This is a genomic window from bacterium (assembly GCA_035371905.1).
Lineage (GTDB): Bacteria > Ratteibacteria > UBA8468 > B48-G9 > JAFGKM01 > JAMWDI01.
Window position 1 is genome coordinate 13,651 of record DAORXQ010000015.1, and the last position, 17,019, is coordinate 30,669.

At 29.0% G+C, this 17,019-nt stretch carries 16 protein-coding genes; 5 read left to right on the forward strand and 11 right to left on the reverse strand.

All coding sequences use genetic code 11. The annotated features are described in order from the left end of the window. Position 1 precedes the first annotated feature (1 nt). Positions 2 to 2,794 (reverse strand): excinuclease ABC subunit UvrA, encoded by a 2,793-nt coding sequence (uvrA, locus tag PKV21_02875; GenBank protein HOM26433.1) that lies wholly within the window; start codon positions 2,792 to 2,794, stop codon positions 2 to 4. Positions 2,795 to 2,884: 90 nt separating this feature from the next. Here uvrA and PKV21_02880 point away from each other — a divergent pair, with 90 nt between their 5' ends. After that, the gene (locus PKV21_02880; protein HOM26434.1) at positions 2,885 to 4,075 is read left to right on the forward strand and encodes a hypothetical protein; all 1,191 of its coding nucleotides are present in this window, start codon (positions 2,885 to 2,887) and stop codon (positions 4,073 to 4,075) included. 1 nt (position 4,076) lies between these two features. Here the strand turns inward: PKV21_02880 and cimA are convergent, their stop codons facing one another. The 9 genes from cimA to PKV21_02925 all read right to left on the reverse strand — a co-directional run bounded on the left by cimA (position 4,077) and on the right by PKV21_02925 (position 13,251). Continuing rightward, positions 4,077 to 5,636: a citramalate synthase gene (gene cimA, locus PKV21_02885; GenBank protein ID HOM26435.1), complete on the reverse strand. Its 1,560-nt coding sequence runs from the start codon at positions 5,634 to 5,636 to the stop codon at positions 4,077 to 4,079. Between the two features lie 114 nt (positions 5,637 to 5,750). Beyond that, positions 5,751 to 6,437 carry a (d)CMP kinase gene (gene cmk / locus PKV21_02890; GenBank protein ID HOM26436.1) on the reverse strand — a complete coding sequence of 229 codons (687 nt, stop codon included), beginning with the start codon at positions 6,435 to 6,437 and terminating at the stop codon, positions 5,751 to 5,753. After that, positions 6,438 to 6,995, reverse strand: a complete 558-nt coding sequence (frr, locus tag PKV21_02895) for a ribosome recycling factor (GenBank protein HOM26437.1) — start codon at positions 6,993 to 6,995, stop codon at positions 6,438 to 6,440. It lies immediately after the preceding gene. After that, positions 6,985 to 7,719, reverse strand: a complete 735-nt coding sequence (gene pyrH / locus PKV21_02900; GenBank protein HOM26438.1) for a UMP kinase — start codon at positions 7,717 to 7,719, stop codon at positions 6,985 to 6,987. The genes frr and pyrH overlap by 11 nt, the downstream gene beginning before the upstream one ends. Then, the gene (gene metG / locus PKV21_02905) at positions 7,716 to 9,197 is read right to left on the reverse strand and encodes a methionine--tRNA ligase (GenBank protein HOM26439.1); all 1,482 of its coding nucleotides are present in this window, start codon (positions 9,195 to 9,197) and stop codon (positions 7,716 to 7,718) included. Before metG ends, pyrH begins: the two co-directional genes overlap by 4 nt. Further along, positions 9,194 to 9,859, reverse strand: a complete 666-nt coding sequence (gene ricT, locus PKV21_02910; GenBank protein ID HOM26440.1) for a regulatory iron-sulfur-containing complex subunit RicT — start codon at positions 9,857 to 9,859, stop codon at positions 9,194 to 9,196. Before ricT ends, metG begins: the two co-directional genes overlap by 4 nt. Next, positions 9,838 to 11,625 (reverse strand): O-antigen ligase family protein, encoded by a 1,788-nt coding sequence (locus PKV21_02915; protein ID HOM26441.1) that lies wholly within the window; start codon positions 11,623 to 11,625, stop codon positions 9,838 to 9,840. The genes ricT and PKV21_02915 overlap by 22 nt, the downstream gene beginning before the upstream one ends. Then, a complete protein-coding gene (locus tag PKV21_02920) occupies positions 11,600 to 12,520 on the reverse strand; it encodes a dihydroorotate dehydrogenase (protein HOM26442.1) in 921 nt (306 codons plus the stop codon). Before PKV21_02920 ends, PKV21_02915 begins: the two co-directional genes overlap by 26 nt. Then, positions 12,511 to 13,251 (reverse strand): dihydroorotate dehydrogenase electron transfer subunit, encoded by a 741-nt coding sequence (locus PKV21_02925; protein ID HOM26443.1) that lies wholly within the window; start codon positions 13,249 to 13,251, stop codon positions 12,511 to 12,513. The genes PKV21_02920 and PKV21_02925 overlap by 10 nt, the downstream gene beginning before the upstream one ends. Positions 13,252 to 13,309: 58 nt before the next feature. Between PKV21_02925 and PKV21_02930 the strand changes: the two genes are divergently transcribed. The 4 genes from PKV21_02930 (at position 13,310) to PKV21_02945 (ending at position 16,472) form a co-directional block, all read left to right on the forward strand. Then, a complete protein-coding gene (locus tag PKV21_02930; protein ID HOM26444.1) occupies positions 13,310 to 14,281 on the forward strand; it encodes a Gfo/Idh/MocA family oxidoreductase in 972 nt (323 codons plus the stop codon). A 100-nt stretch (positions 14,282 to 14,381) separates the two neighbouring features. Continuing rightward, on the forward strand, positions 14,382 to 14,993 hold the full coding sequence (locus PKV21_02935; GenBank protein HOM26445.1) for a glycerol-3-phosphate acyltransferase: 612 nt from the start codon (positions 14,382 to 14,384) through the stop codon (positions 14,991 to 14,993). Next, entirely contained in the window at positions 14,986 to 15,546 is a 561-nt protein-coding gene (locus PKV21_02940; protein HOM26446.1) for a phosphatidate cytidylyltransferase, read from the forward strand. Before PKV21_02935 ends, PKV21_02940 begins: the two co-directional genes overlap by 8 nt. Next, positions 15,543 to 16,472 (forward strand): patatin-like phospholipase family protein, encoded by a 930-nt coding sequence (locus PKV21_02945; GenBank protein HOM26447.1) that lies wholly within the window; start codon positions 15,543 to 15,545, stop codon positions 16,470 to 16,472. The genes PKV21_02940 and PKV21_02945 overlap by 4 nt, the downstream gene beginning before the upstream one ends. Here the strand turns inward: PKV21_02945 and PKV21_02950 are convergent. Continuing rightward, on the reverse strand, positions 16,446 to 17,019 hold a 574-nt coding region (locus PKV21_02950), incomplete at its 5' end, for a lysophospholipid acyltransferase family protein (GenBank protein ID HOM26448.1). The genes PKV21_02945 and PKV21_02950 overlap by 27 nt on opposite strands.

Below are 17,019 nucleotides of genomic sequence, written 5' to 3' on the forward strand. Positions count from 1 at the left end.
ATTATAAAACTTTAACAGGTTTTTCAAAATATTTCCTTAAAAAGTAACCTGTATATGACCTTGAGTTTTTGGCAATTTCTTCGGGACTCCCAGTTCCAACTACATAACCACCCTTATCTCCTCCTTCAGGACCAAGGTCAATTATCCAGTCAGCATATTTAATAACCTCAAGATTATGTTCAATAACAATAACTGTTGAACCCTTATCCACAAGTCTTTTTAAAACATCAAGTAATTTTGCTATATCTGCCATATGAAGCCCAACTGTTGGTTCATCTAGTATATATAATGTTTTTTCATTTCCTTTTCTTGATAATTCTGCAGCGAGTTTTACTCTCTGTGCTTCTCCCCCTGATAGAGTTGTTGCAGGTTGACCGAGAGAAAGATATCCAAGTCCAACATCATAAAGTGTTTTCAATTTTTCTACAAGTTTGGGATGAACTTTAAAAAATTCAAGTGCTTCCTCTATTTTCATCTCAAGAACTTCAGATATATCCTTCCCTTTATATTTAATTTCAAGCGTTTCTCTATTATATCTTTTCCCTTTACACACATCACAGGGTATATAAACATCAGGTAAAAAGTGCATTTCTATTTTCATAATTCCCTCTCCCATACATGCTTCACATCTTCCGCCTTTAACATTAAAACTGAATCTCCCTGGTGTATAACCTCTTATTTTTGCTTCATAAGTATTTGCAAATATTTCTCTAATATAGGTAAATGCACCTGTATATGTCGCAGGATTTGAACGGGGTGTTCTACCAATAGGCGACTGGTCAATTACAACTACTTTATTTATATATTCTGTTCCTAAAATTGCATCATGCTTACCTGGTTCTTCTTTTGAATCATATAAAATTTTCTTCAACCCTTTATATAAAACATCTTCAATTAAACTGCTTTTTCCAGAACCAGAAACTCCGGTAACACAAACAAATAAACCAAGTGGAATTTCAACATCAATATTTTTTAAATTATTATGACTTGCTTTTAAAATTTTTATTTTTTTTTCTCCCGGTTTTCTTCTTTTGGTCGGTATTTCAATTTTTAATTTACCACTTAGATATTTTCCAGTTATTGAATTTTCATTTTTTATAATGTCTTCAAGTGTCCCCTTTGCAACAACTTCTCCTCCATGAATACCTGCTCCAGGTCCAAGATCAACTATAAAATCTGCATTTTTAATTGTCTCCTCATCATGCTCAATAACCACAACAGTATTGCCGATATCCCTTAAATGTTTCAATGTATTTATAAGTTTCAAATTATCCCTCTGATGAAGCCCTATTGTTGGTTCATCAAGAATATATAAAACACCTACAAGCCCTGAACCAATCTGAGTAGCCAGTCTTATCCTTTCTGCTTCACCACCCGATAAGGTATGTGTCATTCTATCAAGTGTCAGATAGTCAAGTCCTACTTCTTCAAGAAAATTAAGTCGTGACAGAATCTCTTTTAAAATCTGTTTTGCAATAATCTGTTCTTTTTCACTCAATTTTAAATTTTCAAAGAATTCTTTTGCTTTAACAACACTCATTTTACATATATCCATAATTGATTTACCCGCTATTTTAACAGCAAGGGATTCAGGTCTCAATCTACCACCTTTACAGGATGGACAGGTAACCTCTCTTATATATTTCAAAATTTCCTCTCTTCTGTATTCACTTTCTGTTTGATGAAAAAGTCGTTCAAGATTTGGTATAACTCCCTCAAAATTATATTCTTCTGAACCATAAATTACTATATCCAGTTCCCTTTTTGAAAGGTCACAAACTCTATCGTCTATGCTCCTGCCAAGAGAATCAAGAATATCGTTTAAAAGAGACCTGTAATACCAGAAAAGTCCTCTCCCTCCAACATCATGCCATGGTTTAATCGCTCCTTCTCTGAATGTTTTTGTTTTATCAGGAATAACGAGGTCGGGGTCGACTTTCATCAAAAAACCAAGTCCCTTACATTCAGGACATGCACCATAAGGACTGTTAAATGAAAACATTCTTGGAGATATTTCTTCAAAACTTATTCCACAGATCGGACAACTGTAATTTTCATTAAATATTATATCCTTGCCATCTTTCTCAACTATAACAATCCCCTTCCCTATTTTCAAAGCCATTTCAACACTTTCTGCAATCCTTGTTTTATCTTCATCTTTTACCCTATAATTATCAATTAAAACCTCTATATTATGAATTTTATATCTATCAAGTTTTATTTCTTCATCAACATCATAATATTTTTTATCAACCCTTACTTTTAAAAATCCCATTGTCTTTATCTGGTCAAAAATTTTCCTGTATTCACCCTTTCTTCCTCTTATAACAGGAGCGAGAACTTTAATTTCAGAAGTATTCTCAAAATTCATAATCCTGTCTATAATTTCTGATGAGGACTGTCTTGAAATGACCCTTCCACAATTTGGACAGTGAGGAATTCCAACTCTTGCAAAAAGGACCCTTAAATAATCATAAATTTCAGTTGTTGTTGCCACTGTAGACCTTGGATTTGCCGCTGCTTTTCTTTGTTCTATTGCTATTGCTGGAGGAAGTCCTGTTATCTGTTCAACATCTGGCTTTTTCATCTGCTCTAAAAATTGCCTTGCATAAGCGGATAAACTTTCTATATATCTCCTCTGTCCTTCAGCATATAAAGTATCAAAAGCAAGAGATGATTTACCTGAACCAGAAATTCCAGTAATAACAATAAGTTTGTTTCTTGGCAAATCAAGGTCTATATTTTTAAGATTATGTTCTCTTGCACCTTTAATACTTATATATTTTGGTTCCATTTGTAATAAATAAATATTTTACCTTTTCTTTTTTTAATTGACAACCTAATGCTTATGTATAAAATAATATTATAAAAAATAGGAAAGAAGATGTTAAAGGATATAAAGCAACTTATTGATATTGCTTGTTATTATCCTGAAGAAATTGAAAGAGTTTTAAAAGGAGATTCGTTTTTAAAGTTTGACCCTGAACTTGGATATATTCAAATTAATTATATTTTCAGAGATGGAATCTATAATACACTTTCTGAATATACATACGATAACAAATATAATTATAGAAAAATTGTAAATTATCCTGAAAAACCTTGTAGAATAAACACATATGGAAATAGTTATACTCAATGTGCTCAGGTTTCAGATGGTGAAACATGGCAGGAAATATTAGCCGCACATTTCAGAGAGCCGATAAGAAATCTTGGTGTTGGCGGATATGGTGTTTATCAGGCATATCTGAGGATGATGAGAATTGAAAAAACTGATATTGGAACTGAATACATAATTTTAAATATATGGGATGATGACCATTTAAGAAATATTGACTCTTCTAGATGGATAAGAGTTGCATGGATGCACAGAGATTTACCAAGAGGTGGTGGAGAAAATACATATCCTGTTCATGGATTTCCATGGGCACACTTAAGATTTGATATTGAAAAAGAAAGATTTATTGAAATACCTGGAAGATGTAAAAATGAAGATGATTTAATGAAACTAACTGATAGAGAATATTATTATAATTTTTTCAAAGACGACCATGTTGTACATTTATTTGCTCTTACTCAGGGATTAGATGCACCTATTGATTATCTTGAAAAACTTGGAGAATCCTTTGGATTAAAGATTGATTTAAGAAATAAAAAGAAAAGAATTAAAGATGCCCAGAAACTACATATAACTTATGGCATAAAATCAACAATATATATACTTGAAAAACTCAAAAAATGGATTGCAGATAACAAGAAAAAACTTATGGTAATTTTAAGTTATGATGCCCCTACCTGTAAAAAATACATTAAAAAGGGAGAAAGATTTGATGAGGAATTGCTTGAATATTTAAAAACAAACAATTTTTGTTTTATTGATACTCTTGAAAAAACAAAGGAAGAATATAAAATTTATAAATTAAGTGTTGATGATTTTCTTTCAAGATTATATATTGCAAGAGCAGGAGCACAAGTATTTGGTCATTATTCTCCCTCTGGAAATTTCTGGTTTGCATGGACAATAAGAGAAGAACTTGTTAAATTTTTAGACCCCAAACCTCCTGCATATAGATAATTTAGCGAAATTTTAAAATCTTATATTCAAAACTGTCAAGAAGTGCTTTCCATGATGCTTCAATTATGTTTTCTGAGACGCCAACTGTTCCCCATGTATCTTTCTCATCTGTTGATTCTATTAAAACTCTTGTAACAGCAGCAGTTGCTTTCTCAGGTTTCAGTATTCTTACCTTATAATCAGTCAGTTTCATTTCTTTAATTTCTGGATAGAATTTTTCAAGTGCTTTTCTCAAGGCATTATCAAGTGCATTTACAGGTCCATTTCCTTCACTTGCTGTATGTTCAATAAGTTTACCAACTTTAACTTTAACAGTTGCTTCAGAAATTACTTTTTTACCTTTTTTCTCAACAATAACTCTAAAACCTTCCACCTCAAAAAGTTTCTTATATTTGCCGAGTGCTTTTCTTACCATAAGTTCAAAAGTCCCTTCACCTGCTTCAAACTGATAACCTTCATTTTCAAGTTCTCCAACCATATCAACAAGTTTCTTTATAATTTCAGGTTTTTCTTCAAGTTTGTAGTCCTTAAATTTCTGTAAAATTGTGCTTTTACCGGAAAGTTCAGATATTAAAATTCTTCTTTCATTCCCAACAACTTTTGGGTCAATATGTTCATAAGTCAAAGGATTTTTACTAACTGCATCAATGTGAACCCCTCCTTTATGGGCAAAAGCGCTTAAACCAACAAAAGGTTGATTATTTGGAGGAACAATATTTGCGACTTCATAAATAAATCTTGAAAGTTCCGTTAGATGAATTAAGTTTTCATCAGGAATACATTTATAACCCATTTTAATCTGTAAAATTGGAATTATTGCGGTCAAGTCAGCATTTCCACACCTTTCTCCAAAACCATTTATTGTCCCCTGAATATGAACTGCTCCACTTTTAACAGCACTTACAGTATTTGCAACTCCAAGAGAAGAATCGTTATGAGTATGAATTCCAAGAGGTATTTTAATTTTCTCTTTAATTTTTTTAACAATTTCTTCAACTTCAAATGGTAAACTTCCTCCATTTGTATCACATAAAACAATTCTTTCTACTCCATAATTTTCAGCAACAAGAAGTGTTTTTAATGCATATTCAGGATTTCTTTTATATCCATCAAAAAAATGCTCAGCATCAAAAAATACTTTTCTGCCATGTTTAGTTAAAAAATCTACTGTTTCTTCAATAAGTTTTAAATTTTCATCAAGTGTAATTTTTAAAACATCAGCAACATGTAAATCCCACGATTTTCCGAAAATTGTTATATATTCTGTTTCACTTTCAAGTAATTTCTTTATAAAAGGGTCTTTTTCAACAGGATAATTTTTTCTTCTTGTACTTCCAAAGGCAACAATTTTACTATTTTTAAATTTTTTATTTTTTATTTTTTTGAAAAAAGCAATGTCTTTAGGATTTGAACCAGGCCAGCCACCCTCTATAAAATCAATACCAAATTCATCAAGTTTTTCTGCAATCTTAATTTTATCATTAAGAGTAAAAAAAACGTTTTCTCCCTGTGCTCCATCCCTTAGTGTAGTATCATAAACCTCTATCTTATTTTTTTCCATTTTGTTTTTCTCTCCTAATAATAATATTATACAGAAGTTTGAAATAAAAGTCAAAAAATTGAAAAGAAAATTATCTTAATAAGATTTTATTCATACTAAATTTTCAAATAAAAGTTATTGATACATTGACAACTGTTTTTTTGTTTCATAAAGAGAAATGATTTTCTGGACAACTTCATCAATTGTAAGATTTGTGGTATCTATGTAAAAATAATCATCCTGTTTGACAAGAGGAGCAATTTTTCTGTTTTTATCTTTTTCATCTCTTTCAATTATTTCCTTTTTTATCTTTTCAATATCCTCTTCAATTCCCATCTGTTTTAATTGTAAATATCTTCTTTTTGCCCTTTCATCAACTGAGGCATCCAGATATATTTTTAACTGTGCATCTGGAAACACTTTACTTCCTATATCTCTCCCTTCCATAACAATATTATTTTTTTCTCTGTATTTTCTTTGCATATCCCATAAAATCTCTCTTATTTTCAGCATTGAAGCAATATAAGAAGTATTTTTACTCACATCTTCTTTTCTTATTTCATCACTTACATCTTCACCATCAACAAAAACTTTATATCTATCAGAATCATTATAAAGTTCAATTTTTGTATTTTTTGCCATTTCAACAATTTTTTCTGTATCTTCCCACGGTATTTTTTCTTTCATTGCTTTTAAAGTAAGTGCTCTATACATTGCACCTGTATCAACATAAAGAAAATTCAATTTTTTAGCAATAATTTTTGCAACAGTACTTTTCCCTGCTCCTGCTGGACCATCAATTGCTATAACAAAGTTTTTCATTTATTCTTCCATTATTTCTTTTTCTTTATCTTTTATTTTTTTGTCTACTTCCTCTATATATTTATCTGTCAACTTTTGAATTTCTTCAGTTCCTTTAAACATATCATCTTCAGAAATCTGTTTATCCTCTTTTGCTTTTTTTAACTGTTCATTTGCCTTTCTTCTTAATTCTCTTATTTCAACTTTTGCCTCTTCTCCCATATTATGTAAAATTTTTACAAGTTCTTTTCTTCTCTCTTCGCTTAAAGGAGGGATCGGAACTCTGATTATATTTCCATCTGATATAGGTGTAAGTCCAAGATTATTTGTCTGTATTGCTTTTAAAATATTTCCATAAATACTTTTATCCCATGGTTGAATGACTATCATCTGTGGCTGTGGTATTGTAATTGTAGCAACCTGATTGATTGGCATTTTTGAACCATAACATTCAACTAAAACTCCTTCAAGTAGAGATATTGAAGCCCTGCCTGCTCTCATCTTTGAAATTTCTTTAGTAAAAAAATCCACTACCCCTTTCATTTTTTGTTCTGTTTCATTATAAATCTTACTTCTCATTTAGTCCTCCTTTCTCTGAAATAATTGTTTTTACTCCTTTTCCAAGAACAATCTTCTTCAAATTTCCCTTTTTAAAAAGATTGAAAACAATTATTGGAATTTTATTTTCCATACACATGGATATTGCTGCAGCATCCATTATTTTCAGTTGTTTCTGTATTATTTCCAGATAACTTAAGTTTTTATATCTTTTTGCATCAGGGTATTTAAAAGGGTCTGCAGAATAAACACCATCAACTTTAGTCGCTTTTAAAACAACATCTGCTTTTATCTCTACTGCTTTTAGTGCTGCCGCAGTATCAGTGGTAAAATATGGATTTCCTGTGCCACCAACAAATATTACAATTCTTCCCTTTTCAAGATGTCTTATTGCTCTTCTTCTTATATATGGTTCACAGAATTGACGCATTTCAAAAGCACTCTGAACCCTTGTATCAAGACCGAGTTTTTCAAGTGCATTCTGTAAAGCAAGCCCATTTATAACAGTTGCAAGCATTCCCATATAATCAGCAGTAACAGACTCAATAACTTCTTTATCTCTTTGACTGCCTCTATAAATATTACCTCCTCCGACAACAAGCCCAATTTCACATCCCAGTTCCCAGACATCTTTTATTTCTTTAGAAATTGAAATCAGTGCTTCTGAACTAATACCACCTTTGTTATTTTCCTGCAGTGCTTCACCTGAAAGTTTTAATAAAATTCTTTTAAAAACTGGTTTCATTTTTTTCTATAAAAGACTATTTCTCTTTTCCCAATTTTAACTCGCCCTTGATATTTAATTTTTAAATTGTCAAATTTTTCAATTTCCTTTTTATTCAAACCAAGCATTTCTATCATTTTTTCACATGTTTGTGGTATAAAAGGATATAAAAAGATTAAAAGATTTCTTATGCCATAAAAAATTGAAATAATCGTCTTTTCACTATCAGAACTATCTCTCCAAGGTGCTTTTTCATCAAGATACTTATTTAAAAATACAACAAGTTTCCAAATTTCTTCAATACCTTCTGAAAAAGAAATATTTTCAAGTTTTTCAGAAAAATTTTTATAAGTTATTTCTGAAATTTCCATAATCTCCCTGTCAGGTTCTCCCTCAGGAATATAATTTCCAAATTTTTTTTCAATAAGATTTAAACTCCTGTTCAGTAAATTTCCAAAGTCATTAACAAGGTCGCTATTATATCTTTTTTTAAAATTTTCTTCCGAAAACTCTCCATCAAGACCAAAAGGAACCTCTCTTAAAAGAAAAAATCTAAAGGGGTCAACACCATATTCTTTAATAAAATATTCAGGAGAAATAATATTACCCTTTGACTTTGAAATTTTTTCTTTTCCAGAAATCCACCATCCGTGAGCAAATATTTTTTTTGGTTGGGGTAATTCAAGAGCAAACAAAATGGCAGGCCATATGATATGATGAAATCTCATAATATCTTTACCAATTAACTGGACATCCGCTGGCCAGTATTTTTTGAATGTTGTCTCATCATAGAGATATCCAATTCCGCTTAAATAGTTTAAAAGAGCATCAAACCATACATAAATTGTATATTTTTCTTCAGTTGGTGATTCTATACCCCATAAAACATTTTTTCTTGTTATACTTATATCTGATAGTCCATTTTTTATGAAGTTAAGAACTTCATTTTTTCTGAAATCAGGTTTAACAAATTCGGTGGTCTCAATCATATTTTCAAGCAATTTCTGATATTTTGAAAGTTTAAAAAAATAAGAAGATTCAGAAATTTCAGATACGGGTCTTTTACAATCAGGACATAAAGGCTGGTTTTCATTTTCAACATTAACATAACTTTCACAGTGAATACAGTAATACCCTCTGTATTCACCTTTATAAAGGTCTCCCTTTTCTAAAAGTTTTTTAAAAACTTTTTTTACAACTTCTTCATGTTGCTTTTCCGTGGTTCTTATAAATCTATCATAAGAAATGTTCATTTTTTTCCACATATTTTTAAATGTTTCTGAAACTCTATCAGCAAGTTCAATAGGTGTCAATCCTTCTTTTTTTGAAGTTTCATAAATTTTCTGTCCGTGTTCATCCGTTCCTGTAAGAAAAAAAACATCAAATCCCTTCATTCTATAAAACCTTGCAAGACAATCTGCCGCTACTGTTGTATAGGTATGTCCTATGTGTGGTTCTGCATTAACATAGTATAATGGAGTTGTTATATAAAATTTCATTTTTTTTCTACCTTTTCCTTTTTATAAAATTCATCTTCGTAATTTAAACAGCATAACAATCTTCCACACAACCCTGTTATTTTATTCATATCAAGTGGTAGTTTTTGATTTTTAACCATTCTCATCGTAATTGATTCAAACTGTTTTAAAAAAGTAATACAACACAATTCTCTTCCACAAATTCCATATCCTCCTTTAATTTTTGCTTCATCTCTTAAACCAATCTGTCTCATTTCAATTCTGCAATTAAAAATTTTAGCAAGGTCTCTTACAAGTTTCCTGAAATCAATTCTTCCATCTGCCCAGTAATAAAAAGTAACTTTAGTTTTATCATAAGAAAAATCAGCATCAATCAATCGCATTGGCAGATTATAACTTTTTACTTTTTCCAGACATATATTAAATGCTTCTTTTCTTTTTTCATTATTTTCCTGAATTATAATAAAATCTTTCTCATTTAATTTTCTCAATACTTTGCCTGAAATTGTTGGTGAAAAAATTGTTTTAGGTTCAAAAATCTTATAAATTTTACCGTAATCTACTGTTCCCTGAGTATACTCCACCAGAACAAAATCCTTTACTTTAACATCCACTTCACTATGCAACTTAAAATACAGATTTTTTTCCACCTTTCTGATTTCTACTTCTGCAATTCTATCCATTTTTCAACCTCTTCAATTATAAGTTTTTCTTCAATTGTAACTTCTTTTAGTTGTTTTGCTTTTTGAAAGTAATATTTAAACTTATCTTCATTACCTATTTTTTTATAAAATTTTGCGATTTCAAGATTATATAATTTTTTATTCGGATATTTTTCCAAAACTTTCAGATACATTTCTTCTGCTTTCTCATAATTTCCTTTAGATTCATAAATATAAGCAAGACGTCTATAACTTTTTACTAAATACGGATTTAGATGAATTGATTTTTCATAATTTAATATTGCTTGTTCAAAAAATTCATCTTTTTCTGTTAACCGCCACATATATGTGTATAAATTTCCCTTTTCAAAGTAAACTTCAAAGTTTTTATTATACTGATTTTCTGCATAATCAAGTAAATATAACTTTACATCCAGATTTTCTTCTATTTCACTATATCTTCTATATCTCTCTGAATTTTCAAATTTTGAGAGTTCAAAAATGTTAAATGCATATAAAATAATAATAAAACATAATAAAGGTTTTGTCAATCCTTTAATTTTAAATTTATCTTTATATTCATAAAAACCACCAAAAATGAAAAATAAAATTGCAACTGATGGGTCAGAAAAATCAAAATCAATTAAATTATGAAGAAAAAAAGTAAGTAGAAGATAAAAAACTCCGTTGCTTAAAAAATCCTTTTTTCTCTCTTTTAAAGGATTTAATATTATAATAAACAAGAATGACATTAAAAAAATCACTCCTATAAATCCATTTTCAGCAAATGTTTCTATTAAAAAATTATGAGCATGTGCTGCTTCAAGACCCTCAGGTGATTTATATTTTAAAAAATAATATCTGAAATTCTCAGGACCTACTCCCATAAAAATATTTTTTTGAATAATTTTCATACTACCCTTCCAGTAAGTTATTCTATCAAGTAAAGAATGTATATGAGGAAGAACTTTAAAATGATATCCAAGATATAAAAATAAAAATTCAAAAAATATAAGAAAAGTTAGTATTCTTTTAAACTTTTTTTCGTTAAGTAAAAGTTGTAATAAAATGATATGGGAAATAAAAAGGAAAATTAAAAGGCCACCCATAGATTCTGTAAAAATTAAATTTATAAAACACAGAAGAAAAAGAAGAACAGAAAAAATTTTAAAGTATTTTTTATCCTCATTTAGAAAAAGAAAGAACAGAAATGGCATAATTGAAATAAGAAAAGAAGCGTAAATATTAGGATAAACAAATGTTGAATAAATTCTATTACTCTCCATTCTATCAAAAAAAGTTGGAGAGAGATATTTTAAAATTTCAGGATTTTGTTCTAAACTTTCCTGACTTTGAAGATATTTTCTTGTTGCTTCAATACCCCAGAATCTTTGATAAATTCCGTATAAAGTTAAAGTAAAAACAGTAAACAAAATAATATAAATTAAAACGCTCTTTTCTTTATCCCTAAATATATTTCGCACCAGAAAAAATAGACACAGATATGAGACAATATATGAATTATATCTTATACCTGTTCCTTTTATTTCTGAAAGGAAAGACGAAATTATTGAAAAAAATGAAAAAAGTAAAATTAAAACTTCAACATAAGTAAATTCAAGTTTTTGAAAATTTAGTAAAGTGAAGACAATAAATAAAAGAAAAATTGAAATTGTAAAGAAAAGATTGAATTTTGGATAAGTAATACCATCAAAAAGGAACCTACAAAATATAAGAGAAGATAGAATATAACAGTATATTTTATTTATGATTTCCTTTTTTTTCATTTAATAAACCTGTAATTTCTTTTAAGTTTTCTTTCCCTGTTTTCTTTAAGAATTCTCTCAAACTTTCAATAACTTCATCTATAATCTTTGTATTTGTGAACAAACCGCTTCCAATACCAACGGCTGATGCTCCTGACAGAAAATATTCAACTGCATCCCTCCCTTCTGTAATTCCACCAATACCAATAATTGGAATGTCAACAACTTTATAAACTTCGTAAACACATTTTAATCCAATTGGTTTTATAGATGAACCTGATAACCCTCCATTAATTACTCTCATTTTTTTAATATCAACACCTAAACCCCTTACAGTGTTAATAAGAGCAAGTATGTCAACTCCTCCTTCTTGGGCAGCAATTGCAATTTCTGTAATGTCAGTAACATTAGGTGAAAGTTTTGCTATAAGAGGAATATCTGTTTCATTTTTTATTTTTTTTATAAGTTTATGGGTTAAATTCGCATCCTGAGAAATCATTTTCTGATTTTTTTCAAAATTTGGACAGGAAAGATTTAATTCTATTGCATCAATATTTTCTTTATTTAAAATTTTAATAATATCAATGAATTCTTTCTCACTTCTTCCTGTAATACTCACAAAAACTCTTTTAAATTTTTTTCTTATAAAAGGAAGAATGTTTTTGGTAAAATAAAAAACTCCTGGATTTTGAAGCCCTATATTATTTATCATCCCTGAATATGTTTCATATATTCTGGGTTGAGGATTTCCACTCCATGGTTGATAAGTAATTGTTTTTGTTGTAATGGCACCTATCTTTTCAAAATCAATAAAGTCAAGTTTTTCAGTACCGTATCCAAATGTTCCACTTGCCATTATAATTGGAGAATCAAGTTTTATCTTTCCAAGTTCTACTTTTAATTTTTTTATTCCCATATTATTTTTTTACCATCAAAAACAGGACCATCTTTACACACCCTTTTGTATTCCCATTCTTTATTTTCTTTAACTTTTACAACACAACCATAGCATAAACCCATTCCACAAGCCATATAATTCTCCAGAGAAATGAAAACAGGTAATCTATCAGAATATAATGAAATTTTTTTTAAAAGAGGTTCAGGTCCTGCTCCATATAAAATTTCAAAACTATTGTATTTTTTAAATACTGTAAAAATATTTCCTTTCTCACCAAAACTTCCATCATCTGTAGAAAAAATATAATTTATACCCGCAGGTAGTAAATCAAAAAATATCTGATTTTTATTTCTTGCTCCGTAAAAAAAATATACCTCATTAATTTTTTTCAATTCCTCTGATAGAAAGATCAAAGGAGCAACTCCTGTTCCACCTCCTATAAGAGCAACTTTTTTATTTTTAAAAACAGGAAAAGAATTACCAAGAGGTCCTAAAACATCAAGAAAATCATTCTTTCTTTTCTTGCTCAACTTCTCCGTTCCTATCCCTACAACTTTATAAATTATACTTATTGAGTTTTTTGTATATTTAGCAACTGAAAAGGGTCTTCTTAAAAAATTATTTTCTATTTTTATATGAATAAAATTTCCCGGCAAAAACACATCTTGGAATTTATTTTCAATTTCAAGTAAATAAAAATTTTCAGTCAATTCTATATTTTTTATAATTTTACAGATTTCACTTTTCATTTATTTTATGATAACATTTTTCAAAGATTTTTACTAACTTAAAAAAGGAGGAAAAAATATGGATATTAAAATAGGATTTATTGGATGTGGTGGAATTGCAAGAGCCCATATGTTGCGATTATCTAAAATTGAAGGAGTGAAATTTTCCGGTATGTGTGATACAGATGAAAATGCTGCAAGAGAATGTGCAAAAATATATGGAGGAAATGTATACACTGATTTTAAAAATATGTTTGAAAATGAAAAAATAGATGCCTGTTTTATATGCGTTCCTCCTTATGCTCATACAGGACAGGAAGAAGAATGTATTGAAAGAAGTATACCTTTTTTTGTAGAAAAACCCATACATTTGAATTTGGAAAAAGCAGAGGAAATTGCTAAAAAAATAGAAAATAAAAAATTAATAACATCTGTAGGATATGTACTGAGATATTTTGATATTATTGAAAAAATGAAAAAATTGACTGAAACAGAAAAAATTGGGATTGTCAGGGGTAGATATTACGGAGAGGTCCCTGGAGCAGGAAGAAAAAGATGGTTAATAAAAAAAGATATGTCAGGCGGTCAGTTAATTGAACAGGCAACTCATACGGTTGATTTGATGAGATATTTCTGTGGAGATGTAGAAGAAATTTATGCATACAAATTTGAAGGAATTAATAATAAAATTTTTAAAGAATATGATGTTGAAGATGGTTTAACAATGATTTTGAAATTTAAAAATGGAATTATCGGAAATCTTACATGCACATGGTTATGGAAAGGTTTTGAAAGTGATATTGAAATTATTGGAAAAGATGTGATTTTCTTTTATAAGGGTAATACTATTGAAATAAATAAGGGAGATAGAAGCGAAAAGTATATATCAAATGTTGACCCGATGTATCAAGAGGACTTTGCATTTATAAAAAGCGTTTGGGAGAAAAATCCTGAACTTATAAAATCAGATTATAAAGATGCATTAAAAACATTAAAAATAACTTTAAAAGCACATGATAGTATATTAAAAAATCAACCTGTTAAACTGTAAGATTAAAATTTCCATTTAACTAAATTAATAAAAACATTAGGTAAATAAAATTCAAAAACATAATTGACTAATCCTTCAAGAAAATATTAAAATACAATTGATGAAAGTGATAATTTTTGTTATTTTCAGTTATTTTGTAGGTAGTATTTCTTTTGCATATCTATTCACTTATTTCCTCACAGGACAGGATATAAGAACTATTGGAACAGGAAATCCCGGGGCAGCTAATGTTGCAAGAACCTTAGGGAAAAAATGGGGCATTATTGTCTGGTTGGCTGATACAATAAAAGGTGTATTTCCAATGTTTCTTGCGAACAAATATGGAATTACAAATTTTATACTTCTTACTTTAATTGGTTCTTCTGCTGTAATAGGACACTGTTATTCAATTTTCTTAAAATTTAAAGGTGGAAAAGGAGCTGCTACAAGTGGTGGTATTATTTTGTATTTAATGCCTAAACTTTTTCCTCTTGTAATTGCTTTATGGTTTTTTGCTCAGAAAATAAATCCTCGTTCTCCTAAAATTTTAACTTCTTGTATTCTGATATTTTTTATATTCCTTTTTATTTTTTACAAAACTTACTTTTTTCAACTTTTTATTTCTACCCTGATCCTTATTTTAGTTGGTGCTATTATCAATAAAGATGTAATTCAGGAAATAAAAAATACAAAAAGGATTAAAAATGGTAATCTGGAAAAGAAAAATGTATAGAATTTTTATGGGTTCAATTATTCCTTCAGTTTATTTATTCACAAATTCGTTATTCTTCTCTCTGATAATATGTTCTTTTTTTTTAACCCTACTTTTTTCTCTTGAATTTGAAAGATGGAAAAATCCAGGTGTATGGGATTATGTTTTAAGAAAGTATGGTAGAATTTTTAAAACACCCCCTGGAAAATTAACTGGTGATACCTATTTTATGCTTGCCACTTTCATAATTTTACTTTTTTTCAAAAAAGATATTGCAATATCTTCTTTATTTTTCCTTATTTTTGGTGATGCAGGAAGTGGAATTCTTGGAAGTAAATATGGTAAAACAAAAATTTTTCCAGGTAAAACTCTTGAGGGGTTCATAGGAGGAATTATTTTTAATTTGATAATTGCTTTTTTTCTTCATAATTTTTTGAATTTACCATTTTATATTTTATTATCAGGAGTTTTAATATCTTCAATTGTTGAAATTTTGCCTCTTAAAATAGATGATAATCTAACAGTAGGAATTATAACTGCTTTTTTTATGAATATATTAAATAACTTAATATGAAAAAAGGAATTGCTCTTTGTGGTGGAGGGGCAAAGAGTTTTTGTCAAATCGGTGTTCTTAAAGTTTTTGAAAAAGAAGGTTTTGATTTTGAAGTTATTACAGGAACTAGTATGGGAGCTTTAATAGGAACAATTTATTCGTTTACAAAAAGTGCAGAGAAACTTGAAGAAATTATTTTTAAAATATTTTCAATAAGGGAATTACAAAAAATAGAAAAACTTTTTTCAAGAAAAAGAAAAAGAAGTTATCTTTACAGATTTATTGATGGAATAAAAGATTTTTCTTTACTCCTTTTTGATAGTTTTAAATCAGGACTTATTGAGTCTGAAATAATTAAGGAAAAAATTTATAAATATGTTGGAAAAGAAATTTATTTTGAAGAGCAGAAAAATACACTTGGTATAATTGCCACTGAATATTTTACAGGGAGACCCGTTATATTTAATAGTGGAAAAATCATTCCATCTCTAATCGCTTCCTGTGCAATTCCTGGACTTGTAACACCTGTCAAAATAAGTGATAATTATTATGTTGATGGAGGGGTAACAAGTAATCTTCCGGTTATTGCAAATCATATACTTGGAGGCGAAGTAATTATTGGGATAGAAAATAACTCTCTACTGAAAAACCATAAACCATTGAATGCTTTTGAAGTATTTGTTCAGATAGAAAAAATAAAAAACCATTATTCAAACATTTTAGAAAGTTCTCTCTCTGATTTTGTTTTAAAAATAGAATTATCTTCTGTAGAATGGTTTAATTTCTCAAAATTAAAAGAATGTATAAAAATTGGTCAAGATTATGCTCTAAAAAATTTAAAAAAAATAGAAAAAATAATCAATAATCCAGAAAGAATAAATTTGAAAAAGGAAATAGTTGAAAATTTAAAAGATTTTTTTTTAATCAGGGAATCTACCGGGATTTAACCAGGATGACCACTGTTCCGGATACTTTTCAACCCAGTTCTGAACCCTTTTAATGAAAAAGGCGGTATTTTCCTTTACATCTTCAGACACATTTCTGGATTCTTTAAGTTTATAAGGACCTTCAATTACTATCTTGTGTTTCATTGGACCTGTTCTCACTGTATATAATCCAATTACATTTGTTTTATATTTTCTTGCAAAAACAGCAGCACCTGCAGGAACATAAACTTCTTTCCCAAAAAATTCGCATTTTATTCCGTTTGGAGCATGCTGGTCAAGATATATACATAAAATTCCACCATTTTTAATCCATCTCTGAGAATCTTCAATCGCTTTTTTCAGGTCTTTTCTTGAAATTGAGGGGACACCAAATTTTTCTCTCAGTTTTCTCAAATCTCTATCTGTATACACATTTACTGACCTTGCTACAATCATATTAACCGGATATCCTTTTTTAGTAAGAATAACAAGAGCAAATGGGAAATTTCCCATATGTGGACATACTGCAATAACTCCTTTTTTTTCTTTTACCACCTGCTTTAAAATT